Origin of the sequence: Saccharibacillus sp. CPCC 101409, assembly GCF_030518235.1 — a bacterium.
Classification (GTDB): Bacteria; Bacillota; Bacilli; order Paenibacillales; family Paenibacillaceae; genus Saccharibacillus.
The window spans coordinates 140,998-165,783 of the sequence record NZ_JAULSA010000003.1 but is presented as its reverse complement, the minus strand read 5'-3'; the positions used below and the strand labels follow the sequence as shown (position 1 = coordinate 165,783).

At 59.8% G+C, this 24,786-nt stretch carries 22 protein-coding genes; 8 read left to right on the top strand and 14 right to left on the bottom strand.

Going from position 1 to position 24,786, the window contains the following annotated elements:
* The first annotated feature begins 145 nt into the window (after positions 1-145).
* The 3 genes from QWJ34_RS08660 to QWJ34_RS08650 all read left to right on the top strand — a co-directional run bounded on the left by QWJ34_RS08660 (position 146) and on the right by QWJ34_RS08650 (position 2,828).
* Complete coding sequence (locus tag QWJ34_RS08660; protein ID WP_302726985.1) at positions 146-982, top strand: TrmB family transcriptional regulator; 837 nt, start codon at positions 146-148, stop codon at positions 980-982.
* Positions 983-1,015: 33 nt separating this feature from the next.
* Positions 1,016-1,693 carry a TetR/AcrR family transcriptional regulator gene (locus tag QWJ34_RS08655; protein ID WP_302726984.1) on the top strand — a complete coding sequence of 226 codons (678 nt, stop codon included), beginning with the start codon at positions 1,016-1,018 and terminating at the stop codon, positions 1,691-1,693.
* 154 nt (positions 1,694-1,847) lie between these two features.
* Complete coding sequence (locus tag QWJ34_RS08650; protein WP_302726983.1) at positions 1,848-2,828, top strand: SDR family NAD(P)-dependent oxidoreductase; 981 nt, start codon at positions 1,848-1,850, stop codon at positions 2,826-2,828.
* Positions 2,829-3,381: 553 nt separating this feature from the next.
* Here QWJ34_RS08650 and QWJ34_RS08645 read toward each other — a convergent pair.
* From QWJ34_RS08645 to QWJ34_RS08635, 3 genes are all read right to left on the bottom strand, one after another.
* Complete coding sequence (locus QWJ34_RS08645; protein ID WP_302726981.1) at positions 3,382-4,239, bottom strand: class I SAM-dependent methyltransferase; 858 nt, start codon at positions 4,237-4,239, stop codon at positions 3,382-3,384.
* Positions 4,240-4,685: 446 nt separating this feature from the next.
* Positions 4,686-7,175, bottom strand: a complete 2,490-nt coding sequence (locus QWJ34_RS08640) for a GH36-type glycosyl hydrolase domain-containing protein (RefSeq protein WP_302726979.1) — start codon at positions 7,173-7,175, stop codon at positions 4,686-4,688.
* 301 nt (positions 7,176-7,476) lie between these two features.
* A complete protein-coding gene (locus QWJ34_RS08635) occupies positions 7,477-9,198 on the bottom strand; it encodes a protein adenylyltransferase SelO (RefSeq protein ID WP_302726978.1) in 1,722 nt (573 codons plus the stop codon).
* 479 nt (positions 9,199-9,677) lie between these two features.
* On the opposite strand from QWJ34_RS08635, the gene QWJ34_RS08630 reads away from it, so the two are divergent.
* From QWJ34_RS08630 to QWJ34_RS08615, 4 genes are all read left to right on the top strand, one after another.
* Positions 9,678-10,382 (top strand): response regulator transcription factor, encoded by a 705-nt coding sequence (locus QWJ34_RS08630; RefSeq protein ID WP_302726976.1) that lies wholly within the window; start codon positions 9,678-9,680, stop codon positions 10,380-10,382.
* Complete coding sequence (locus QWJ34_RS08625; RefSeq protein WP_302726974.1) at positions 10,383-11,360, top strand: sensor histidine kinase; 978 nt, start codon at positions 10,383-10,385, stop codon at positions 11,358-11,360.
* 132 nt (positions 11,361-11,492) lie between these two features.
* Entirely contained in the window at positions 11,493-12,437 is a 945-nt protein-coding gene (locus QWJ34_RS08620; protein WP_302726972.1) for an ABC transporter ATP-binding protein, read from the top strand.
* On the top strand, positions 12,409-13,104 hold the full coding sequence (locus tag QWJ34_RS08615; RefSeq protein WP_302726971.1) for an ABC transporter permease: 696 nt from the start codon (positions 12,409-12,411) through the stop codon (positions 13,102-13,104). The genes QWJ34_RS08620 and QWJ34_RS08615 overlap by 29 nt, the downstream gene beginning before the upstream one ends.
* 101 nt (positions 13,105-13,205) lie before the next feature.
* Here QWJ34_RS08615 and QWJ34_RS08610 read toward each other — a convergent pair whose 3' ends face one another.
* Genes QWJ34_RS08610 through QWJ34_RS08600 form a run of 3 tightly spaced genes read right to left on the bottom strand, consistent with a single transcriptional unit; the run spans position 13,206 to position 14,832 of the window.
* Positions 13,206-13,796: a TetR/AcrR family transcriptional regulator gene (locus tag QWJ34_RS08610; RefSeq protein WP_302726970.1), complete on the bottom strand. Its 591-nt coding sequence runs from the start codon at positions 13,794-13,796 to the stop codon at positions 13,206-13,208.
* Positions 13,793-14,266, bottom strand: a complete 474-nt coding sequence (locus tag QWJ34_RS08605; protein ID WP_302726968.1) for a VOC family protein — start codon at positions 14,264-14,266, stop codon at positions 13,793-13,795. Before QWJ34_RS08605 ends, QWJ34_RS08610 begins: the two co-directional genes overlap by 4 nt.
* Positions 14,267-14,280: 14 nt before the next feature.
* Positions 14,281-14,832, bottom strand: a complete 552-nt coding sequence (locus QWJ34_RS08600) for a GNAT family N-acetyltransferase (RefSeq protein WP_302726966.1) — start codon at positions 14,830-14,832, stop codon at positions 14,281-14,283.
* Positions 14,833-15,116: 284 nt separating this feature from the next.
* On the opposite strand from QWJ34_RS08600, the gene QWJ34_RS08595 reads away from it, so the two are divergent.
* Complete coding sequence (locus QWJ34_RS08595; RefSeq protein ID WP_302726964.1) at positions 15,117-15,350, top strand: hypothetical protein; 234 nt, start codon at positions 15,117-15,119, stop codon at positions 15,348-15,350.
* 116 nt (positions 15,351-15,466) lie between these two features.
* Here QWJ34_RS08595 and QWJ34_RS08590 read toward each other — a convergent pair whose 3' ends face one another.
* The 8 genes from QWJ34_RS08590 to QWJ34_RS08560 form a co-directional block, all read right to left on the bottom strand.
* Entirely contained in the window at positions 15,467-18,388 is a 2,922-nt protein-coding gene (locus tag QWJ34_RS08590) for a glycoside hydrolase family 3 protein (RefSeq protein WP_302726962.1), read from the bottom strand.
* A 309-nt stretch (positions 18,389-18,697) separates the two neighbouring features.
* Entirely contained in the window at positions 18,698-18,832 is a 135-nt protein-coding gene (locus tag QWJ34_RS08585) for a hypothetical protein (RefSeq protein WP_302726960.1), read from the bottom strand.
* A gap of 92 nt (positions 18,833-18,924) precedes the next feature.
* Positions 18,925-19,860 carry a hypothetical protein gene (locus QWJ34_RS08580; RefSeq protein WP_302726958.1) on the bottom strand — a complete coding sequence of 312 codons (936 nt, stop codon included), beginning with the start codon at positions 19,858-19,860 and terminating at the stop codon, positions 18,925-18,927.
* 45 nt (positions 19,861-19,905) lie between these two features.
* Entirely contained in the window at positions 19,906-20,085 is a 180-nt protein-coding gene (locus QWJ34_RS27095; protein ID WP_368046461.1) for an SEC-C metal-binding domain-containing protein, read from the bottom strand.
* Positions 20,086-20,450: 365 nt separating this feature from the next.
* Complete coding sequence (locus tag QWJ34_RS08575) at positions 20,451-21,761, bottom strand: MFS transporter (protein WP_302726956.1); 1,311 nt, start codon at positions 21,759-21,761, stop codon at positions 20,451-20,453.
* Between the two features lie 94 nt (positions 21,762-21,855).
* Complete coding sequence (locus QWJ34_RS08570) at positions 21,856-22,431, bottom strand: TetR/AcrR family transcriptional regulator (protein ID WP_302726954.1); 576 nt, start codon at positions 22,429-22,431, stop codon at positions 21,856-21,858.
* 551 nt (positions 22,432-22,982) lie between these two features.
* A complete protein-coding gene (locus tag QWJ34_RS08565; protein ID WP_302726952.1) occupies positions 22,983-24,035 on the bottom strand; it encodes a threonine aldolase family protein in 1,053 nt (350 codons plus the stop codon).
* Positions 24,036-24,151: 116 nt separating this feature from the next.
* Complete coding sequence (locus tag QWJ34_RS08560) at positions 24,152-24,658, bottom strand: MerR family transcriptional regulator (protein ID WP_302726950.1); 507 nt, start codon at positions 24,656-24,658, stop codon at positions 24,152-24,154.
* Between the last annotated feature and the right edge of the window lie 128 nt (positions 24,659-24,786).

The window sequence follows — 24,786 nt, the reverse complement described above, 5'->3', positions numbered from 1 at the left end:
TTATTAGTCGCTACTCCAGTAGTCACTGGTATACAGATATAGCATTGGCGCTATCGGCTGTCAAGTGGGATAATGGAAACGGCTGTTGCAAGCGGCGCCGCGCCGCCCGCGGCCGAGTCTATCGCGAACACGGGGAGGCCCAAGCATGAAGCCCGAAATCGTCCACATGCTGCAGGAATTGAACTTTACCGAATACGAAGCCAGGGCTTATCTGGCGCTGTTGGATAAATCGCCGCTGTCGGGCTACGCCATCTCGCTCAATTCCGGCGTGCCGCGCTCCAAGATCTACGAAGTGCTGGGCGGACTGGTCGAGCGCGGCGAAGTCATGGTGAGCCACGAAGAACCGGCGCTCTATACGCCGCTGCCGCCGCAGGAGCTGATCCGGCTTAAAAAGCGCCGCGCCGAAGCGTCGCTCGAAGCGGCCGAGGCGGCGCTGGAACAGTACGCTTACGTCGCGTCGAACCGCGAAAATATATGGAACATCAACGGCGCCGACGCCATCCTGAGCCGGGCGGCCGAAACGATCCGCCGCGCCGAAGGGCGCGTGCTGCTGGAGATCTGGCCGGAAGAAGCGAAGCTGCTGGAACCGGAACTGCGCGCCGCGGCCGGGCGGGGATTGGACATCCTGATGATCCTGTACGGGGAGCTGGAATTCGATTTCGCGCAGGTGTACCCGCACGATTCGAGCGCGGAGATCACGCGCGAATACGGCGGCCGCTGGCTCGTCGTCAGCGCGGACGACCGCGAGGTCGTCGCCGGCATCGTATCGCTGGGCACGGACAGCCGCGCGGCCTGGACGGTGCATCCGGGGCTGGTCATGCCGATCACCGAAGTCATTATTCACGATCTGTATATTTACGAGATTATGCAGGCGCACCGCGATACGCTGGAAGCCACGTTCGGCCCGGACCTGATCGAGCTGCGCAAACGCTACAACTTCGGCCCAAACGGCTACAGCATGGCGATGAAGCTGGGATTGTAACCGCCGAGGAACGAAGGAATGGGAGGAACGACTATGGAAAGCAACAAAGCGCGTCCACATAAGGCGGATGGTAAAAAAGAAAATACGCGAAGCACGGGCGCCGACGGCGCGGCGAAGGCTTCCCTGGCGCCTTCGCGCGGACGGCCGAGAAGTGAAGAAGTGCATGCCGGCATCTTGCAGGCGACGCTTGACGTGCTGGCCGAAGGCGGCGTGGACAAGCTCAGCATTGAGACGGTCGCGCAGCGTGCCGGCGTGGGCAAAAGCTCCATTTACCGCCGCTGGGGCGGCAAAGACGAATTGATCGTCGCCGCGCTGGAACGGATCAAGCCGGAGATGAACACCGATCTGCACGGCGATCTGCCAGAATCGCTGTTTGCGCTGTCGAGCAGCTTTGCGCAGCGTATGAACAACCCGCTTGGCCGGCAGATGCTGTCGCTGTTGATCTCCACGCTCGCCGGCAGTTCGCCGGTGTCGGAATCGTACTGGGAGCAGCATTCGCTGCCCAAAACGCAGGAAATCTCTTTGCTGGTCGAACGCTTCCGCGAATCGGAACGCCTGCGAGGCGATGTCGATCTGAATGTGGTCACCGACTTTATGGTCGGCTTCGCCGTATACCGCCTGCTGCTCAAGCCTGCCGCCGGCGAAGCCGAACTCGACGCGGAATTGAAGCAGGCGGTCGACCTGCTGCTGAACGGGTTGAGAGAACGGTAGATAGTAACCGGCGGCGGTCGGACCGGAGTTTGTGTGTATGGCAATTGTATTCACCGTCAGCCCCGTTTTCATGCGAAAGCGGGGTTTCTTCTTGACAATATACGATACGGTACTGTATCGTATTTAATATCAATCGATGAATGGAGTGCCGTGAATGAATACAAACCGGGAAAAGCCGGCAGCACCGCAGGGCGGAACCGTTATTATTACCGGGGGCAATGCCGGTCTGGGCTTCGAGGCCGCCAAGAAGATCGCCGCCGACTCCGGCGGCTGGCATATCGTGATCGCCTCGCGCAGCATGCAGCGAATGGAGCCCGCCGTACAAACGCTGATCCGGGAAACCGGCAGCCGCCATATTACCGCAATGACCCTCGATCTGGCTTCGCTCGATTCGGTGCGCCGCTTCGCGGATCGGTTTGCTTCCGCCGGGCTGCCGCCGCTGCGCGCAATTATTTGCAATGCCGGCTCGAATTTCGCGCAGGAAACCCGGGCGACCGACGACGGCGTGGAAGCGACATTCGGCGTCAACCACCTCGGGCATTTCCTGCTCGTCCGGCTGCTGCTTGGACAGCTTGAAGAAGGCGGACAGGTGCTTGTCGTCAGCAGCGATACCCACGACCCTTCCGCCAAGACCGGCATGCCCGCTCCCCGCTACGAACACCCGGAGATCATGGCCGATCCGGCCGCGTCCGACCGGCAGCTGGCGCAGCTTTCGCCGGCCCAGCGCGGAAGCGTCCGTTATACGACTTCCAAGCTGTGCAATTTGTACTTTGCCTACGAGCTGGACCGGCGGCTGCGGCGCGCCGGCCGCGCCGTGATCGTTACGGCTTTCAATCCCGGCATGATGCCCGGCAAAGGCTCGGCCCTGTCGCGGAACTTCCCGCCGATTCTGCGGTTCGCCTGGAACTATGTCATGCCCGCGCTGCGTTTGTTCAACAGCGCCGTGCGCAGCACCAAACAGTCCGGCGGAGACCTGGCCGAACTGCTGCTGAAGCATCTTCCGGTCGAACACAGCGGCACGTACTGGGACGGCCCCAGGGCGATTCCGTCCTCGGACGAATCCTATGAAGAGCCGCGGGCGAAAGAACTGTGGAACTGGAGCTCGGCTCGCACGGGCTTACCCGCGGAGCTTTGAGAGCGGAGTTGTGAATGCGGAGCGGGGACCCGTCAAGGAAACACGACGCAGCGTTAACGGATTGGCGCCTCAAGCATGCACGAATCCTTAAGAGGGCGAAAAAGCAGGTCAAGATGCGCTTCAGTGAGTTTGCGTACAGGTCCTGGATAGAACAAGTGAGTAAGCCGGCGATTGAGCCGCGCATCCTTTGAATTGGCGGGCTCGCATCGAGGCCGCGGGGGTTCGAAATGTCGGGCTCGGCGCTTTCGGGCACGATATTTCGATTCGCGTTAATCCGCGGTAGCCAGCCCGATTTGGCCGAACAGCATCTCCGGGTTCCGTCAGAACAACGCGAGTGATGCGGCAAACCGAAAAAGACGGGGTTTGGCGGCAGCTTCGTCGTTTCCATCCGAAGCCGCTGCTCGAAACGCCGCCGTTCCATTTTCGCCGTGCATAGTCCATCCCTTTTTGAGCGTTCGCATACTTCGGCGCCGCTCCTTGTCCGGTTCCCCGCTTCTCTACATTTCTACGTTTCTACATGTCCACATTACCGCGCTCGCCTGCTTCTGCGCTTCTACACTTCGCCGATATACACTTCCGTTTCGTAGTCGAAAAATACCCGGCCGTTCTCCTGATTGCGATCGAAGATTTCCCGCAGTTCTTCCATCAGCGGCTCGTAGCCGGGGGTACCGGGCGCGGGCACGTAAGACGAAGAACGCACGCGGCCGCTCAAGCCTTCGAAATCGAAGGTTTGCCGGTTGGGAAAGCGCTTTTCGGACAGGGTGCCGGGCTTGAAAAATCCGTGCAGGATGTCCGGCGACACATTGCGATGATTGACCTCGCTGTAGTCCGTGCCGCGCCGCAGCAGCAGCTCTTCGTACTGCTCCAGGAAGGCGCTGCCTTGCGTCAGGCGGGCGTTCCAGATCAGCGCGGCGCGGCCGCCCGGCTTGAGAATGCGGTCGAATTCGATACGCGCCGCTTCGCGGTCGAACCAGTGAAACGCCTGCGCGCAGACGATCCCGTCCACCGAACCGTCCGGCAGTCCGGTGGCTTCGGCCGAAGCGTCTTCGGACCGGAATCCTTCGAAGCCGGCCAGCGCCGCCTCCGCCGCTTCGCGCATCTCCCGATTCGGCTCCACCGCGACGACCTTTACGCCGCGCTCCAGCAGCAGCTTGGAGAAAATCCCCGTGCCCGCCCCGAGATCGGCGGCGGCCGAACCTGCGCTCAAGCCCGCCGCTTCGCAGACGTAATCGACCGCCTCCGCCGGGTAGCCCGGACGATATTTGGCGTAAGCTTCGACCCGGTCGGAGAACCGGGCTTTGCTGTCGGGGTTGCTGTCGTCAGGTCGACCGGCTTCATGCCGGCCGCTTTGGGTTTCCCTGCCGTCGGGTCCGTTATGGTCCGCTTTGTCATTTCCGGCCTGCTCGCTCATTTTGCATCGCTCCTTATAGATGAACTCAGATTAGTTTCACTAAGCGAAACCCTGTTTCATAAATAACTTTTAAAATAGTGTACCACTTTCCTCAATGTACATCCAGCGAGGAAGCAGCCGAGGTTACCGCGAATTCACGCCGGAATCCGGACGGTTGCGCCGCGGTCTCCTTCAATCAATCGTAATTCAAATAAAAAAGACCGGCTTATCGCCGGTCCCGCACGCGCTAACGGATCGCCTATCTTTTAACGCCGGTTTCTCGCAAACTTCCGGTATTTAACGGATCGTATGAACGCCTGGCCGCCAAGCGTGGTGCCAATCCGATGGCACAAGCATCCGCGGCCCAATCGGGAAACCGGGAAACGTACCCGTAATCGGAGCCCGAATCCGGCCCGCAAAAGAAACCGCGGTGCGCGGTCCGCGCCAGCGCCGCAGCCGCAGCGCTTCTACAGCGGCAGCTTCACCTTAACTTCGTACACCCCGCCCGGCTGCGCGTGCCGGACGATCCCGCCGTCCAGCCGCTCGCCGCCGGCATACACTTCCGCTTCGCTTACCCCGGCTTCGCGCGTGATCGCGATGCGGTACTCCGCGCCGCGGAACCGGCGCACGGCGGACGCTTCGCTCCAGTCGGCCGGCAGCTGCGGCGCGACGCGCAGGCCGTCCGGCGTTCCCTGCACGCCGAACAAGCCGTCGATCACGCAGCGGTACACCCACGGCACGGTGCCCGTGTTGAACAGATGGCTGGAGCGGCCCGCCGTGCGCGGGAACTGCCGGTAAGCCCCCCGATAGTAATTCGGGATAAAGACCGGAAGCTGGCCGCGCTGCGCGATGTCCGCTTCGTCCGTGCCCGGCAGCATCTTGCGCAGCAGCCGGTAGGCGTTCTCTTTCTCGCCGACCGCGTACAGCGCGTAAATATAAAACGCCGCCGCATGGTTGTACACCGCGCCGTTCTCCGCCGAGCCCGGATGCTTCTGCGTGACCCGGCCGACGTCTTCGCGCATCGCCGTGTACGACGGCGCAAGCTTCTCCACGCCGTAAGGCGATTCCAGCTGCTCTTCCACCGCGCGGATCAGCTTCGCTTTTTTCGACTCGTCCGCCGCGCCGCTCAGCAGCGACCAGCCCTGCGGATTAATGAAGATCCGGCCTTCCTCGTCCGACCGGATGCCGAACGCAATCCCGTCGTCCGTAATGCCGCGCGCGTACCAGTCGCCGTCCCACAGATGCCGGTTGACCGCGCCGTTGATCTCCTCCGCCTGCTCGCGGTACTCCGCTGCTTCGTCCGCGCGGCCGCCGCGCTCGCAAATGTCCGCCCACACCCGGCACGAATACGCGGTGGCGATCGTCAGCCAGCCGGACACGCCGCGGCCTTTGTAGCCGACCATATTCATCGGGTCGCACCAGTCGCCCTGGTTGATATAGTTCAGCCCGCGCTCGTCCCGGTCGCCGATCAGCCACTGCACCGCGCGGTCGATATGTTCGAAGACGGACGCCGTTTTGTTCCCGCCCGCATACGGAACTTCTTCGTCCAGCAGGCCGTAGTCGTTCGTTTCGTCGAGATACGTCAGCAGGCACACCGGCAGCCAGACGCAGTGGTCCGTATGCGGCACCTGGTTGATATATTTCAGTTCCGCGCCTTCGTACAGCACAATGCCGTCCGGCATCGAACCGTCTTCCCGCTGCTGCGACAGCGACGTCAGAAACGCATTCCGCGTGCTGCGCGAATCGATATAACTCATCCCCATATGGTCCTGCAAATAGTTGCGCGTCTGCGGATCGGTGGACAGCCGGTTGGTCACGCCGTGATAATACACCTGACGCGGCAGCCAGTGGTTGACGAAGTTGTCCAGATCGGCGTCCGGCGTCCGGATGTCCAGGCAGCCCCGGCCCGCCGCGATATAGTCCGCGTAATCGCGCGCCGCCGCATCGAAACCGTCTTCGGAAAACGCCGCCGGATCTCCCTCGCGCTCCCCGCCGCCTCCGTTTTCTTTTGCCGAAAATAAATCCGGGTTTCCGAACGCCCCGTTGGCGGGTTCCGCGCCGGCCGCGTTTTTATTTCCGCCGAAGTACCGTTCCCGGATCGCCGCCACTTCTTCCTCGTCCTTCGCCGGCCCGAACACGAACCGGTACTCCCGCTCTTCGCCCGGCGCCCACTCGCCCCGATACTGCATCGCGGCGGCCGGCATCTCGTAGCGGGAATCGCCGCAGGCCAGCGTTTCGCTCTCCAGCGCCGACGGACGCATAATGCCGCCTTCGCCTTCGAACGCCTCCTGGCTCACTTCCCATGCAAGCGGCTTCGTTTCGGCCAGCAGGTAGGTTTTGTCGCGCAGCTTTTGGATAGCCGGGTAGTCCTGCACTTTCTGGTACGGCGTGATCGACGAGCAGACGACGGCCCCCAGCTCCTCGACGTATTCGCCGGACTGGTTCATCCACGACATGTAGCCGACGCTGAAATACGGATACAAGCTGAGCTTGCGCGTTTCTTCGCCTTCGTTCTTCACCTTGATCCGCCACAGCTCGGCCGCTCCGTCCCTCGGCAGCGTCAGCCGCAGCTCGATACGCAGGCCGCGGTGGATAATCGTCCACACGATATCGTGCTTGCCCGCCGCGAATATGTAGGTCTCCGGCAGCTCGCGCGTCGGCTCGTACGGAGCGGAGAAGATATGTCCGTCCTTTTCGTCCTTGATAAACAGAAAACGCCCCGGATGGTGCGCGTAATACGGCTGTTCGGGCTGCATAAACGTTTTCGCTTCCAGGTTGGGCGCGTGCGAATACTTGGCCGGCTCCGGCTGCATGAACTGGGCGACGGCGTAGCCGCGGCAGTTCATGTGGATCATCATCTGGTCGTTCCACAGGAAGCCCGAAGCTTTCGGCAGCGCCGTGGGACTCGTCAGTTCGTAATACTGCTGGTCTTCGGTCGGTCGGATCGTGCGGGTCATGGACTCACTCCTTATCGCGATATGATTTTATTATACGCTTTCATTGCCGGGATGGCACGGGGTGGGACTTGCAGGGCTTTCGGGCTTGAAAATAATACAGGCGGACCCGGGGCGCTTCACCGGAAGTGTTGTCGGCATAGATTACGTTTGTCCGGCGCCGATTCCGCCCGCCAAAAAAGCGGCTCTTCTCCCGCAGCGATGCCGGGAAAAAGCCGCCTGCCGCGGTTCCAAGCCGGCCGCTGCACGATCGCGGTCCGGTTATCCGCCGCGAACGCGCCGCTTCGGATACGGCGCACACCTTTTACGTGCCGCAGTAGGTCACGTAACCGCCGCCTTCCTGCGGCGGAAGCTGCGCGTATTCCGCCTGGTCGGCCGCGTGCGCGTAAGGCCGCGACAGCGCGTCGACCAGCCTGCGCAGCGGACCGTAATCGTCGGCGTTCACGGCCGCCGCCAGCGCTTCTTCCACCCGGTGATTGCGCGGAATCACCGCCGGATTATGACGGCGCATCCGCTCGAACGCGGCGGACGCGGAATCGCTCCGGCGGCCCAGCCGCGCCTGCCAGCGCTCTCGCCAGGCGCGGTACTCGCCGCTGCCCAGCAGAGCGTCGGCGCCCGGAAACGAAGCCGGGCGGGCGGCTTCCTCCGCGCCGATGCCGGCAGCGGAAAGTTCGCCGCCGGATGCCGCCCCGGCTTTGGCGGCATCCGGCCCGCTGCCGGCGCCTGCTTCGCGAACGCCGGCGTAATCCAGCTCGGCGTTGCCCGCGTCGTCCGCGATCGACGGCGCCGCGGCCGCCCGATCTTCGCCCGCCTGCGCTTCGACTGCCGCTTCTCCCCCGGCTTGGTCCGCTTCGCCGACCGGCGCGTCGAACGTCAGCCCGACGAACGTATTCGTGTAATCCGCTCTGAACGCTTTCATCAGATCCAGCAGATCGCCGATCAGCTGCTCGTCTTCCGGCTCCGCGCCGGACAGACCCAGCTTGGCCCGCATTCCGGCGAGCCAGTGATCCAAATACAGCCGCTCGAAGCGGTCCAGCATCGTCTGCGCCAGTTCGACGGCGCGTTCCTGCTCTTCGTGCAGCAGCGGAACCAGCGTTTCCGCCAGCCGGGTCACGTTCCAGAGCGTGATATACGGCTGGTTGCCGTAAGCGTAGCGGCCGCCGGTGTCGATCGAGCTGAATACGGTCGACGGATCGTAAGCGTCCATAAAAGCGCACGGCCCGTAGTCGATCGATTCCCCGCCGATCGCCACGTTGTCGGTATTCAGCACGCCGTGGATAAATCCGGCGAGCATCCACTGCGAGACCAGCGAAGCCTGCCGCTCCAGCACCCCTTCAAGCAGCCGAAGATAACGGTCTTCGGCATCCGGCGCGATATCGGGATAATGCCGCCGGATGGCGTAGTCGGCCAGCGTCCGTACCGCGTCCGGCCCGCCCCACTGGGCGGCGTACTGGAACGTGCCGACGCGCAGATGGCTCGCCGCCACGCGGGTCAATACCGCGCCGCGCAGATCGGTCTCGCGGCGCACCGGCTCGCCGGTCGTCACGACCGCCAGGCTGCGCGTCGTCGGAATGCCCAGCGCGTGCATCGCCTCGCTGATGATATACTCGCGCAGCATCGGGCCGAGCGCGGCCCGGCCGTCTCCGCCGCGCGAGTACGGCGTGCGGCCGGAGCCCTTGAGCTGGATATCGAACCGGCCGCCGGCCGGCGCGATCTGCTCGCCGAGCAGCACCGCCCGGCCGTCGCCCAGGCGGTTGAAGCCGCCGAACTGATGGCCCGCATAGGCCTGGGCCAGCGGCTCCGATCCTTCCGGCACGGCGTTGCCGGCGAAGATGGCCGCGGCTTCTTCGCCGCGCAGCCATTCCGGGTCCAGTCCGAGCTCCCGGGCCAGCTCCTCGTTCAAGATCACCGCTCGCGGCTCGCGGACCGGGACCGGCTCCACACGGCTGTAGAACAGGTCGGGCAATCCGGCGTAGCTGTTATCGAAATTCCATCCGGCGGATGAAGAAATAGAAACTTCGGTCATGGGACGACCTCCTTATGATTAACGTGATGATTAACGCGCAGAGTCTCCAACAATAAGTCAGATGGGACTCTTAACAAATCAGATATAAATCTCAACGAACCGGCTTCAATAAACAGGCCTCAACATTCCGACCCCAAACTTCCGCGCTCGCAGCCTAACGGAACCGAGCGGCGTTAATCGCATCTTTACCGGCTGCCCGGCGCGCTAACGGAACTCAGCGGCGGTTCCGCTACCCCTTAATACCCCCGGAACAAGTCCTCAAACGCGCGCTTCGGCCGCCGGACGCCAACTGCGAACCGTCCGCCGCGACTCGAAACTCCCCCGCCGCCCTTTTTCCGGCGCGCATAAATCCTTTCCCAAAAACGGCCGCTCCCTTTAGAATGGTAGGAAAAGCCGCCTTCTTCCTGCCCGGCAAGGATCGCGCGATGCGATATTCCGGACGGGAAAGCGGCGGCGCGACAACCAAGGAGGACGAACCGGTGCAAGGAAATCTGCTTATCGTCGAGGACGATGCCGGAATCAGCGGCATGGTCGCGGATTATATGGCCAAAGAAGGCTATCGCTCGACCGTCGTGCACGAAGGCGACCGCGCGCTGGATCGATTTCTGGCGGACCGCTACGATCTGGTGCTGCTCGACCTGATGCTGCCCGGAATGAGCGGCATGGACGTGCTGCAGCAGATCCGGCGGGTCAGCCGGGTGCCGATCCTGATCGTGTCGGCGAAGGACAACGAAGTCGAGAAAGCGCTGGGACTGCGTTTCGGAGCCGACGATTATATCGCCAAGCCGTTCTCGCTGCTGGAGCTGGCCGCCCGGATCGAAGCGTCGATCCGCCGCGCGACCCAATACTCGGCGCCGCAGGCCGAAGCCGAGCCGGCGCCGCGGCTGCTGAGCGTGGGCGAACTGAGCGTCGATCCCGACAATTTCAGCGTACGCAAGAGAGGCGAGGAGATCAAGCTCACCGCCAAAGAGTTCCAGATCCTCAAGCTGATGATCCAGAACCCGACCCGCGTGTATACGAAAGCGATGCTGTATCAGCTGGTCTGGAACGAAGAATACTATAAAGACGACAACGCGATCAACGTGCATATCCGCCGGCTGCGGGAGAAGATCGAAGACGATCCTTCGAACCCGCGCTACGTGACGACGCTGTGGGGCATCGGCTACCGGCTGGGGGAAACGTAGATGCCGGCGCTCGGATGGACCCTGCTGTCGGCCGCCGCCGCGCTGGCGTTCGGCATTCTGTACGGGCTTGAACTTCTCCGCGGCCGAAAGCTGCGCCGCGATCTGTCTTATATGACCGACAAGCTCGCGCGCTACGCCGACAAGGATACGCTGCCGGGGCGCGAGCGGCTGCTGGTCGTCACCGGCGAGCCGGAGCTGCGGCGGCTGCTGACGGGCATCAACGACCTCATCGACCGCGCCGCCGGCCTGGCCGCGGATTATGCGCGCTCCGGGCAGTCGATGCGCCGCATGCTGTCCAACGTTTCCCACGATCTCAAGACGCCGCTGACCGTGATTCTCGGCTACGCCGAAGTGCTGGAGCGCAGCCCGGACCTCTCCGAAGACGAACGCCGCGCCATGCTGGCCCAGGTCTACCGCAAGACGCTCGAAGTGCACGAACGCATCAACGCGTTCTTCGATCTGTCCAAGCTTGAAGCCGACGATTACAATCTGCCGCTGTCCGTGATCGACGCGGCCGAAGTGTGCCGGCACCGGATTCTCGGCTATTTCGACCTGCTGACCGAACGCGGCTTCGAAGTCGAGATCGCGCTGCCGGAGCATCCGGTCTGGATCTACGCCAACGAAGAAGCGCTGTCGCGCATCCTCGACAATCTGCTGTCCAACGCGGTCCGCTACGGCGCCGACGGCCGCTTCCTGGGCCTGCGCCTGCGTGCTTCGGCGGAGCAAGTCGTCATCGAAGTCGCCGACCGGGGGCGCGGCATCCCGGCCGCCGAACAGGCCAACGTCTTCGAGCGTATGTATACGCTGGAAGATTCGCGCAGCCGCAATCTGCAGGGCAGCGGCATCGGCCTTGCGATCGTCAAGCGCCTGACCGAGCGGCTGGGCGGCAGCGTGACGCTGGAGAGCGAGCCCGCCCGCTCGACCGTGTTCGCGCTGGCGTTCCCGGCTTCCCCTTACCGCCCGGAGCAGCCGAAGTAAGAAATACGTAAGAAATGCGACAGGTGAAAGAAAGGGTTCCTCGATAAGATGAATTCAACAGAGATGGGCGAGGCGCAAACGGCGCCGGCCCTCATCCAAATCTCATCCAACCCAACGAGGAGTTGAACGATCATGACGCAAATCATCCGCACGCAGATGCTCACCAAGAGCTACGGCCCGGTCGAATCGGTTTCGAACGTATCCATGAATGTACGGCGCGGCGAAATTTACGGATTTCTCGGTCCGAACGGAGCCGGCAAATCCACGGTAATGAAAATGCTGCTCGGCCTGGTCCGGCCGACGGGAGGCGAAATCGAACTGTTCGGGGAGCGGCTGCTGCCCGGCTCGAACGAGCATCTCAAGCGCATCGGCCACCTGATCGAAACGCCGGTGTTCTACGAACGGCTGACCGCCGAGCAGAATCTGGAGCTGCACTGCGAATATATGGGCTACCCCAACAAGCAGGCGATCGGCGAAGCGCTGCGTCTGGTCCAGCTGGTCGGCACGGAGAACAAGCCGGTCAAGCAGTTCTCGCTCGGCATGCGGCAGCGCCTGGCAATCGCCCGCGCGATCTGCACCCGGCCGGAGCTGCTGCTGCTCGACGAGCCGATCAACGGCCTCGACCCGGAAGGCATCCAGCTGATGCGCGGCGTGTTTCGCCGGCTGCGTGACGAATGGGGCATGGCGATCCTGATCTCCAGCCACCTGCTGCCCGAAGTCGAACAGATCGCCGACACGATCGGCGTCATCAATCAGGGACGCCTGCTGCGCGAAGTTCCGCTGGACAGCGTGCGGGCGTCGACGACGGAATTTATCGAGATCTCGACTTCCGACGCCGCTCTTGCCGCGTTCGTCCTGACCGAGAAGCTCGGCGTGACGAACTTCAAGCAGACGGGCGAGCGCACGCTGCGCGTCTACGGCACGGAGCTCGGCCAGGAAGCGCTGTCCAAAGGGCTGATCCTGAACGACGTGCCGATCGAATCGATCAACCGCCGCCATCACACGCTGGAAGAATACTTTTTCGATATCATCAAAGGAGGAAACGGACATGATGCATCTCGTCAAGCTGGAGCTTAAAAAAGGGAACCTGGCCCGTCACATTCGCGGTACGCTGATCGCCTGCGCCATTATTATCGCCGTGATGCTCATGATGTACTTTATCAAAGACTCCGATTCTTCGGGCGCCGTGTTCAAGAACCAGCTCGACATGCTGGGCGGGATCGACACGCTGACGCGCGCAACCTTTATCATTTACGCGTCTTCCCTGCTGTCGAGTTTGATTATCGGCGAGTACAAAGACAACACGATGTCGCTGCTGTTCGCCTATCCGATCAGCCGCAAGCAGCTCATGTTCGCCAAGCTGTCGATCGTATTCGTATGGTGCTTCTTCAGCATCGCCCTGACCAATCTGCTGACCGACGCGCTGATGCTTACGATCGACTCGCATTTCGGCTACGCGGGCACTCCGGTTTCCTCCGGCGATCTGCTGCTGCACGCCGGTTCCGTGCTGACGCAGGCGGTCGGCGCGGCGGGCATGAGCCTGCTGCCGCTGGTGATCGGCCTGCGCCGCAAATCGGTGTCCGCGACGATCATTTCCTCGATCTTTATCGTGATGATCGTGGCTTCGAACAACTTCGGCGTATCGCTCAGTTCCATCGTCGCTATCCCGCTGTCCCTGGCCGCGATCGGCGTCCTGGGCACATATCTGAGCTTCCGCAATATCGACCGCGCGGACGTGGCTTAACCGGTTCGCCGGGCAGCCCGTCCAACAATCCCGTATTTGCAAAAAAAGCCGCATCCCGCGTACTTTCGCGGTGTGCGGCTTTTTTGCGTATAAGGAAACCGTCATTTGCGACGGATTCCGCCCAGAAAAATTTCGACGCCGCGTTCGAACAATCGCTCCAGCTCAGCCGGTTCCATGGTGAAAATCAGCGGACACAGCGAACCGAGCCAGGTGCCGAGCAGAAAGGTCGCGCTTTGCAGATCGCCGATCTCGAACGCGCCTTCGTCCACGCCCTGCCGCAAAATGTCCGCGTATACCGCCATCGGCGTTTGCGCCAGTTCTCCGAGCTGCTTGAGCGTCTGCGGGTCGGTCTGCGGATTCGCCGCCAGTTCCTGGCCGACGTGCAGCAGCGGCGTTTTGTAGTTGTGCATAACGAAACGCGCCACCGCGTACATTTTCTCCGTCGCTGTCGGATAATTCGACGCGATGGCCTCCCACTTCTCGCCCCAGCTTCGCATCGTCTCCTGCGCGAGATGCACGAACAGCTTTTCCTTGTTTTCGAAGTGGTAGTAGATATGTCCTTTGCTGAAGCCCGACTCTCTGGAGATATCTGCGATCGAAGTCGCCGTAAAGCCTTTCCGGGCAAAAAGCTGCGCCGCCTTCTCCGCAATCACCCGCCGGGTTTCTCCGCTGTCGTAATGCCTTTTCGTCATGCGAAGTCTCCTTTGTTTCTGCCGCAAACGTTCTCCCACTCCGGCCACGGCATGATCGCAAACTCCGGGCGCGGCTCGTCGTCCAGCATCGCCAGCAGCTCGACCGAGTGGCCGTCGGGATCTTCGAAGTAGACGGAGACGGCCGGCATAAACGGAAACACGCTCAGCGGCGCTTCGCTTTCGCCGAAGAAGTTGGTAGTCTTCACGCCGCGTTCCTGCAGCGTCCGGCGCGCCGCTTCAAGCTCGTCCAGCGCCACGCGGAACGCAAAATGCTGACGCTGCACAAGCGGCGACGGGTAGTTCTCGCGGATGCCGAACATGGCCTCGCCGGGCGCGCCGATCCAGTAAAACTTCGATTTGCGCGCCGGGTCGTCATGCAGCGGAATCAGTCCCAGCACCCGCTCGTAGAACTCGGCCGACGCTTTGTAATCGCCGACGTTGATATGCGTTTCGAACAGTCCTTTAAGCACGATAACCCCTCCCGTCAGAAAATTTTATAAAAATACAGCGTTTTGTCGATCTCGGGAATGAATGTCTGCTTCATGGTGTCCAATCCGCCCAGCGTCATTCCCTGCTTCAGGTAGAAGCGGCACGCCGCCAGATTGTCGTCCTGCGCTTCGAGCGACAGGCCGCGCAGTTCGTGCTCCCGCGCCCACGCTTCGGCCGTGCGCATCAGCATGCCGCCGACGCCGAGCTGACGGTGCGAGCCGCGCACGGCGATATTTTCGATATACGCGAAGCCCGTCCAGTCGCGCACGATGCGCACCTGCCCGATGCAGAGCGAGCCGCGAAAAGCCAGGTAGATCGCTTTTTGACTGCTGCCGATATAGTCTTCCCAATCCAGCCGGTCGTCGGGGAAACGGATATAGCGCGTCTCGGCGAACAGTTCCTCCGTATGCGTCCAGACGCCGCCCCGGTAGCCCGCCACAAGCCGGCCGAAGATCGGGAACGTTTCGTTCGTGTCGTTGATGTATGGAATGTGCTCGCGGTCGAAGCGGATAAGTTCAATGTCGGCGCTAAAGTCCTTTTGTACCATGGTACCCTCTTTTCTGTAAGCCGGATCGATCCGGGCAATCGCGACACTGTCGTTCTTACCCGGTCCGGCGAATTTCTCTCGTCCTATTATATAGGAAAAAGCCCATTAAACCGCGGTTTAGCGCCAAAACAGATGAAATTTTCTACCCGGCAAACAGCGTTCGAATTTTTTTGTCAAATTTGAAGTAAACAGGATTGATTATCTCAAATTATTCATATAAACTCTCTTTAAGCTACCGAGTAAACGGCGGTATCCACCATACGACGAAGGCGAGGGAATTAAGGATGAAACGTTTTAAAAAAGCGATGGTCGCTTCGGCATTTGCAGCTGCGGCAGTGGTATCGGTTGTGGCTCCGGCTTCGGCCGCTGCGGTTGGCGGAGTTTCGCAGGCCAATCTGACGGGTTTTGAGAAGCAGCAGAGCCCTCAACAGCTGGAACAGTACAAAAATCTGTTGGATTTGATTAACAACCTCCGCAGCCAGCAGCAGGAACAGACGGCGTCGATTACCCGGAGATAGAGCCTAACGGATAGACTGCGGCAGTCGATCCAAGATAAGTAAGCAGCGATAAAAAAGCGAAGCAGCGGCGGACAAGATCGCCATTGCTTCGCTTTTTCAGTATTCCATATTCAGGTTCAGGCAAAACGGATCGTGCTGACGGACAATTTGCCGTTCAGGATCACGTACACATCCTGTCTGCCGGACACGCCGGTCAGGTCCGCCTGAACATCGTTCCACTGGTGAGCGCCGCCCGCATCCACGGAAGCGGTGCCGGCCAGCGTGCCTTCCGGACCGCCCAGACGGATCTCGATCGTGCCGCCCGAGACGCTCGCCGCGCGCAGCGTCAGCGCGGACGCTCCGCCGCCGAACTCGGCGTCCTTGAACGATATCCAGCCGGATTCGCGTTCCGGAGAGACTTCCACGGCGCTGCCGCCTTCGCGGCATTCGCCGAGCAGCACGCCTTCGTAAGCGTCGTAGTTGATCGCTTTCGTCGGCTGCGTCAGGTCGCGCGGCGGAATCGTTTCGCCCGCTACGTTAAGCTCCGCGCTAACCGGCAGTTCGCCCGAAGACGGGCCGGCCGACAGCGCGTAGACGCCGTTTTCGACCACGAAGCGCTCGCGGGTCACGTCCCAGATCGCAAGTTCGCTCAGCGGGATGCTGAACGATACGTCCTGCGATTCGCCCGGCGCGAGCGAAACGCGGCGGAACGCCAGCAGCTGCTTGAGCGGACGCTTCACGCGCGATTGCTCCGCGCGGCCGTAGATCTGCACGACTTCTTCGCCGGCCCGATCGCCCGTGTTGGTCACGGTAACGGTCACGCCGATCTTCGCGTTTTCCGACGCTTCCAGATCCGCGCTATCCAGCTTCACGCCGTCGTAGCGGAACGTCGTGTACGACAATCCGTAGCCGAACGGGTACAGCGCTTCGCCTTCGAAGTACCGGTAGGTGCGTCCGCCCTGGATAATATCGTAGTCCATAAACGCCGGCAGCTGGTCGACCGACTTATACCAGGTCATGCTGAGGCGTCCGGCCGGGTTGGCGTCGCCGAACAGCACGTCCGCCACCGCGCGGCCCACTTCCTGGCCGGCGTGCGTCGAGTACAGCACGGCCGGCACGTTGTCGTTGACCCAGTTCAGGGCGTACGGATAGCTGCCGATGACCACGACGATGGTGTTCGGGTTGACGGACAGCACTTCCTTGATGAGCTGTTCCTGCGACGCCGGCAGCGTGATGTCCGGACGGTCGACCGTTTCTTTGCCGTTGATGAGCGGATGGTTGCCGACGAATACGATCGCGGCGTCCGCGCCTTTGGCCGCCTCGCGCGCCGCTTCGAATTTGTCCGTGACTTTTTCCACATCGAACACCTCGGCCTGGAGCGCTTCGGCCGCGGAGCTGCCGAGGCCGGACGTGCCGGTCGCGTCGATCTCGTTCGACGTTTCTTCGCCGCGTCCGTCGCCCGACAGCAGCTCGCCGCTCTCGCCTACCGTCACCGGCGTGTCTTTCCACGTCGAGAAGGTCAGGGAAGAGTTCGCGGCAGCGCCGTTTTCCGGACGGGCCAGGAACACTTCTTTCGTAAACCATTCCCAGATGCGGTTCGCCGAAGCTTTCACGATGCGGTCGTCGGTCGTCAGGTACAGCCCGTTGTCTTCGGCGATCAGGGTCGTATTGTCCCAGCCCCAGTCGGTCAGTTCGAACACGGACGCGCCGTCCGCCGAGTCGGCCGATGCCGCCAGCGGCGATTCTTCGCCGGCTTGCACCGCGACGTATTTGCCGTTCTTTTTCGCTTTGAGCTTGATGCGGTCGGTACCGCCGGCAAACGCCGTTTGTCCGCCTTTGCCCGCGCCGTCCAGCTTTTCCTGGATGCCCGCCAGCGGCGTGATCGCGTACGGCAGCTCGCCGCTGTACCAGTCGCGGTATACGGTGCCGCCGAGCGGCCCGATCACGGCGACTTTTTGCAGCTTGTCCGCTTGAAGCGGCAGCGTCCGGTTGGCGTTTTTGAGCAGCACGACCGCTTTGTTCGCCGCGGTGCGCGCCAGTTCTTCATGCTCTTTTTTCAAAATGGCCGATTCGTCGATTGCCGCATACGGGTTGTTCTCTTCGGGATCGAACTCGCCCAGGCGGAACCGCACCCGGAACGTGTTGCGCAGCGCGACGTCGAGGTCGGCTTCCGCGATCTGCCCGTCCTTCAGCGCTTCGCGCAGCGAAGACTTCATCAGCTCGCCGTCGTCGGTCAGGCTGTCGATGCCGCCTTCCTTGACCGAGCGGGCGACCGCTTCGGTATGCGATTCCAGATAGCCGTGATCGCGCACGGTGCCGGACACGTCGAACGCGTCGCTCACCACGAAGCCGTCCATGCCCCACTCGCCTTTGACGATGCCGTTCACGTCGGGGTTCAGGTTCGCCGGCACGCCGTTGACCGAGTTGTACGACGTCATCATGGACTGCGCGCCGCCTTCTTTGAACGGAATCTCGAACGCTTTGAGGTAATATTCGCGCATATTGCGCGGATCGAGGCTGACCGAAGCGTCGCCGCGGCCCACTTCGTTGTTGTTGCCGATAAAGTGCTTCAACGTGGCAACCGCTTTCAGGTACGTCGGATGATCGCCCTGGATGCCCTGCACGAGCGCGGACGCCAGTTTGCCGGCCAGAATCGGGTCTTCGCCGTACGCTTCCTCGGTCCGTCCCCAGCGCGGGTCACGCTCCATATCGACGGTCGGCGCCCACAGCGTCAGCCCGTTGATCTCCGGATCGCGTTTGTAGAAACCGCGCGCTTCGTCGCCGATCGCGCTGCCGATCTGCTTCATCAGCTCTTCGTCCCACGTGCATGCGAGACCGATCGGCTGCGGATAACCGGTCGCTTCGCCCAGCCACGCCATGCCGTGCGCCGCTTCGGTGCCGTGCTTATAAGGTTTGACGCCAAGCCGCTCGACGGCAGCCTGGTATTGGATCATCAGATTCACTTTCTCGTCCAGCGTGAAGCGGGAAACGAGGTCGTTTACGCGTTCCTCCAGCGGAAGCGATATATCCTGAAACGGGAATTCATATTGGGCAGTCATACTTCTCCTCCTTAAACGGACGTTCTCAGCCTTATTGTATGATAACGCGTTCATATGGACTACCCGAATAATTGGAGGCGTTTTCATGTGAGATTCGGGAATCTTTTTCCGCTTAATATAAATCAAAAATCTTATTGAGATCAACTTGTTGAGGCTTGCGCGATTCAAATAATGGGTATTATACTGAATGTAACGCATTACATTAAAAAGAGCTTCGTCGCTGGAACGACAAAGCTCTGGGACTCTTAACATCGGGCGGAACACCCCGGCATACGCGTATGCGAAAAACCCACCGAAGGCGGTCAACCTTTATGCGGTGGGTTTTTTCTTGCGCTGCTTGATTTTGCGACGAACCAATCGGTACAACTTCCGCACGCTAAACAAAATGCTTAATGCAGCAGCTATACTTTTCAGAACATCTACCAGCTCCGCGAGAATGATCATGGCCTTCACCTCCTTTACGGAAGGCTGTACGCCGTGATCGTCCCACCACTTCTGCTCAAAGTCTTGCTGCCATTATAGCATGAAAGATACTCTCAGTTCTCTAGTCTTTGCTTCAATTTATCGTACATTCCGCTTTGCGATGACGGTATGCTTGCAATAAGTCGGTAACCGTCCAGCAAATCCTTTTTAGCGTGTTCGACTAAATAAGAGATGTCTTTGCAGAATTGATCGTCGCATTCTTTGAACATCGAGATTTGCTCTAAATTAAGCACAGCGAATGTGACGCCTATGACATAAGCGATTAACGAACGATTAATTTCGGTGAACGGTTGATATTCTTTGAAATAAGCTTGGGCGCTAAGCACATCAAGGTGTACAAATCGGGAGGATTCTCTAAAAAACGAATTGTATAACTGTCTGTCTTGCCTATACTTGCTTTGCTTCGCCAAAGAAGCGATGCTGACCGGCTGTTCGTGGTTGGCATTCAAAATATTCTCTTCAAAGAATTCTTCGGATCGATTCAGAGCCACCATATAAAGATAGCTTTCAAAAATAGATCGAGAAGTGGCGAGTATATTTTCTTCGAGCTCATGTTCGGCCAGCTTATGAATGGATTCCAGATTATTCAACGTCTTCATGGCGCATAGACCGCCGTAATCCAAAACAGAATTCACTTCGTAATTAAAGAAATCTTTATTGCCTTCAAGATGCTTTTTGATGAAATAGTTATAAGCATCACGCAAGTTAGTTCTTAGCTTGAACGCTAGATCTTTTAAGATATCATTAGCGATACTTACTAGAAGCAGCACGTTGATTTGGTTGTCTTTCAGAGGTTCATTCATTGCATTTTGATATTCCTTGACATATCCTTCAAACTCTTTAACGTAGCCCGGCGGTGCAAGGTGGACATTCTCTGAAGTAATCAGCCAACCACTCTCCATGTAAGCGTAAATCAAAGCTTCGCCAACTCCAGCACGTCTCATCAATTGTACGGCATGCTTTGCATGTTGGTTACTCTCCTCGTACATACTCCAAAACACATGATCGTTATCGTTTACGTCCCTACCGTATAGTTAAGTAAAGCGCTCTTTTAAACTTTCAAAGTTCTCCATTAGTTCTTCTCCCAAAGAGAACTTGCGTATCGCATTTCCTTTACCGTCGTGCAGCCACTGGATGCCTCGTTTTTTGCAACAGTTTTTATATTTTCGATTAGAATCGCATAGACATACTTCGTTATCTTCCAGTTCGAACATTTTATTTTCCATCTCGCCATCCCTTCCGCTGCTTCCCTAATTCTTAGCGTGCTGCCATCTTATATTTATAAACATTGTAAAGTAAAAAAACAGGGTATAAGTATGGTTGGCAAAAGGATATAGCGAATCTCTCAAGTAAGGCTAAGGCATTCTAGAATAAAATCCAGAAATTTTCATGCGTTATCTCGCGACTGGGCGAGCCGTTAATCTAATCTACAGAAAATCATGCATAGTACTAGAGCCGAAAAAGGCCTTCTCACGGACATGCAATCCGCTAGAAGGCCGAGCAGGATCGGCGGGACCGAGGTACAGAAGGAAAACGACGAAAAAAGCTCCCGAGCGGTAGAACGCACCGCGCTGCACGTTTAACGCTTCGCTCCATCTCGCCTCTCACTCGCGCGCTCCAGCAGCCGCTCCGTCCGTCGTTCGACTCTGCTTTCCGTCCCGTAATACCCCAGCGCCAGCAGCGGAAGCGCCGCCGCGATCATCATCGCCAGCTTCCAGCCGCCGGCGGCGAAAGCCCAGGCGCCCACTGCGGAGCCGGCCGCCCCGCCGAGAAAAAAGATCGCCATGAACAGTCCGTTCAGGCGGCTGCGGTACTCGGCTCCGATCGCGAAGATTTCGCGCTGGCTCAGGATCAGGTTGGCCGACACGCCAAAGTCGAGCAGCACCGCGGCCGCCAGCAGCAGGCCGACCGTCAAGACCGAGCGCGTCTGCACGAACATGGGCAGCAGCGCCGCGACCGCGGCCATCGCGAGCGCGATTCCGGTCGCAGGGCGGACCAGGCCGCGATCCGCTACGCGGCCGGCGATCGGAGCGGCGACGGCTCCGGCGACGCCGACCAGCGCAAACAGGGCGATGCCCGTTTGCGTAAAATGAAAGACCGGTCCGCCCAGCAGCAGGGGCGCGGTGGTCCAGAACAGGCTGAACGCGCCGAACATGCAGGCGTGGTACAGCGCGCGGCGGCGCAGAACGGGCGCCGTCAGCAGCAGCCGCCCCATGGAGCGGAGCAGCGCGGGATAAGCAATCCCCGCCTGCGGCCTGCGCGCGGGCAGCACGCGCAGCAGCACAAGCGCAAGCGTCAGAATCAGCGCGGCGGAGACCGCGAACACCGAGCGCCAGCCCAGCCAGCCGGCGAGCAGGCTGGAGACGGGACGCGCCAGCATGATGCCGAGCGTAAGGCCGCTCATGACATTGCCGACGACCCGGCCGCGATTCTCGTCGGACGCCAGATGCGAAGCGTACGGAACCAGGATCTGCGCGGCGACCGAGCCGAGTCCGATCAGCATGGCGGCCAGCAGGAACAGCGGCGCGCTGCCGGCGACGGAGGACAGCGTCAGGGCCAGAACGGTAAACAGCAGCAGCGACGCGACCAGCCGGCGGTTCTCCAGAATGTCGCCCAGCGGCACGAGCAGCAGCAGGCCGGCTGCGTAGCCGATCTGCGTCAGCGTAACGATCAGCCCGGCCGATCCGGCGGACAACCCGATAGTCTGCCGGATCGGCTCGACCAGCGGCTGCGCGTAATACAAATTGGCGACGATGATTCCGCAGGCGGCGGCCAGGAAGATCAGCAGCCAGGCCGGGATGTCGGCCGGAGCCGCTGCGCCCCGAACCGGGACCGCCGCTTCCGTTTTATTTTTCTCCAATCGTGCGCCTGCCTGTTCGTTCGTGTTCATCCTCGGTCACTCTCCTTCGGATCTCTTTATTTCACTTTCCGGACCAATCGTTCCGAAAAGGGCAAAAAAACAGCTCCCGGCACCCTGCTTTTTTTCACAGCATGCCAAGAACCATCTCGATCATCGACTCCGCCCGTTCCCGGCTGTTGTTCAGTTTGGACGCGACGTTGATGCCGTGATTGATCGTCAGCAGCATGTACGCAAGATTGTCGACATCCTTGTCCGGCGAGATTTCGCCCGACTCCTGCCCCCGCTGCAGCAGCTCGCGAAACGCAATCCGCAGCTCGTCGAAATGAATGCGCATCAGCCGGTTGATCTCGTCGTCGGGCGAATCGACCGTGACAATCGTGTTCGTGACCAGACAGCCCATCGGAGTATCTTCGCGAAACGAACCGTCGATATGCCGCTCAAAATAAAGGCGGATGCCCTCTTTGGCCGACTTCGATTCCAGCAGGAATCGCCGCTTCTCCCGGCTCGTCCCCCTGTACAGCTGCGTGGCTTCCAGGTACAAATTGTGCTTGTCCGTAAACGTCTCGTACAGACTGGACCGGCTGATGCCCATCGTCTCCAGCAGATCGGCCATGCTCGTGGCGTCGTAGCCTTTTTCCCAGAACAGCAGCATCGCCTTGTGCAGCACCCGTGCGCGATCGAATTCCCGGGTTCGTGCCATCCTTGCTCCTCCTCTGTCGTTCGTCATGGAAGGCAGTATACTCTTTTCGGAACGTTCAGTCCAGTATTTCTTCAAAAAATAACATCCTTCTGAGCGAACTGCTTGAATAATCCTGTTCCGCAGCGGAATTTCAACGTCTCCATCTTCGTCTTGCCGAACTCTGCGTAGTTTAGCAGCGGCTTTGGCGCGTAAACGATTCTGAAGATACTCAGGGTGAAAATCGAAACGGAGCCGACTTTTCGTTTTCCCTTTCAATCCACCACAGCCCGCTTACCGTCATCACTGCCAGCGAAGCGCGGAAGCGTAAGGGAGCCGATGAAGTGCAAAAATCCATCTTCTGACCGCCTGACGGCTACCGAGAGCCAATAAAGCGCAAAAACCCACTTTATTCCTCGGAAAAAGGATCTTTTAGCCGTTTTTCCGTAGATAAAGTGGATTTTTGCATGTTATAAAGTGAAGCAGCGTTCAGAGTCGGAAAGCAAGTGGATTTCCGCACTTTATTCCAGCTGTACTCCCTATAGAGAACGCTTCGGCACGCGGTATCTTATTCCTTAATCACCCGTCAGTCCGCGCAGCCGCCGCAAATCCCCGATCAGCTCGTCGATCTCGCTCTCCGTCGTCGCCCAGCTTGTGCAGAAGCGGACCGCCGTGTGCGAATCGTCGATTTTTTCCCACGTCGAAAAAGCATGCTTCTCCCGCAGTCCGTCCAGCATCCCGTCCGGCAGGATCGGGAACTGCTGGTTGGTCGGCGAGTCGTAGCGGAAGCTAAAACCCATCTCCGCCAGCGCCCGGTGCAGCTTCATTGCAAGTTCCACCGCGCTGCGCGAAATCTCGAAGTACAGCCCGTCCTCGAACAGCGTCTCGAATTGGATGCCGAGCAGTCGTCCTTTCGCCAGCATGCCGCCGCGCTGCTTGATCATATAACGGAAATCGCGTTTCAGCGCTTCGTTTAGAATCACGACCGCTTCGCCCATCAGCGCGCCGACCTTCGTCCCCCCGATGTAGAACACGTCGCACAGCCGCGCCAGATCCGGCAGCGTAACGTCCGCGCCTTCCGCCGCCAGCGCATAGCCGAGCCGCGCGCCGTCGACGAACAGCGGCAGGCCGCATGCCCGGCAAACCGCGCTCAACGCCTCCAGCTCGGCGAGCGAGTAGATCGTCCCGTTCTCCGTGGACTGCGAGATATAGACCATGCCCGGCTGCACGATATGTTCGTGCGTAGCGTCGTTCCAGTGGGCGTCGTACGCGCGGCGCACCTGCTCCGCCGTAATCTTCCCGTCGTCGCTCGGCAGCGTCAGCACTTTATGTCCGGTCGATTCGATCGCGCCCGTCTCGTGTCCGGCGATATGTCCGGTTTCCGCGGACAGCACGCCCTGATGCGGACGCAGCAGCGCCGCGATCACGGTCGTATTGGTCTGCGTTCCGCCGACCAGAAAGTGCACGTCCGCCTGCTCCGTACCGCACTCGCGGCGGATATGCGCGCGCGCTCGTTCGCAGTATTCGTCGGTGCCGTAGCCGCTCGTTTGTTCCATATTGGTCTCCAGCAGCCGCTGGAGAATGCGCGGATGAGCGCCCTGGGTATAATCGCATTCGAATCGGGTCATGAATCAAAATCTCCTTCTGTGATGTAATGATAGAACGTACCCGGTCCGATTCTTTGGATAGAACCGATCTGTTCGGGAAAGCGCTTGGTATTGCTGCTCACGAAAAAGAGGGAGACTCAGAGAAATTCACTCTCGTCGGCCTCCCCTTTGCTCTCGTTCAAACGGTTCAACTGCTGTTCGAATTCGTGCCGATTTCTGGCTTGATCGAGTGTGATTTTGAAATACTTTTTGGGAATTCTCCAATGGCCGCCGTCGGTCTGATACGCTTCGGGATATTTGCCGCGATCGCACCATCTTCGCACAGTCTGGTCGCTGACTCCAAGAATCTCCGCCGCTTCGGAGGAGGTATGGACTTCGATCTTTACGGCCGAAAAGCGGCTGCCGGCTTCCTGCGTCGATATTTCGTTAAAACGACTCGCCAGAAGTTTGGCGACAATCCGATTTTGAAGCTCTTCTTTATCCGCCTCCTGTACAAGTTCCAGCAGCAGCCGGATATATTCCAGCAGTTGAACATACGCCTGCTCGATATTCTTATCCGTCCAAGAACGCCGAATCTGCTGGTCTATGCGGCGTATGGAACGGGTCAACTCCGGCGAAGGCAGATCGATCGGCAGGTCGTCCATAAAATCCATAGGCTGCCTGAGCAGCGTAAAAGGTCTCTCTACGATACTTTTGAATATAACTTTTGCATTTTCCGGACGATTTTGCTCGTTGAGTAAAGCTACCGAAAACCCAACAAAAAACCAACAAA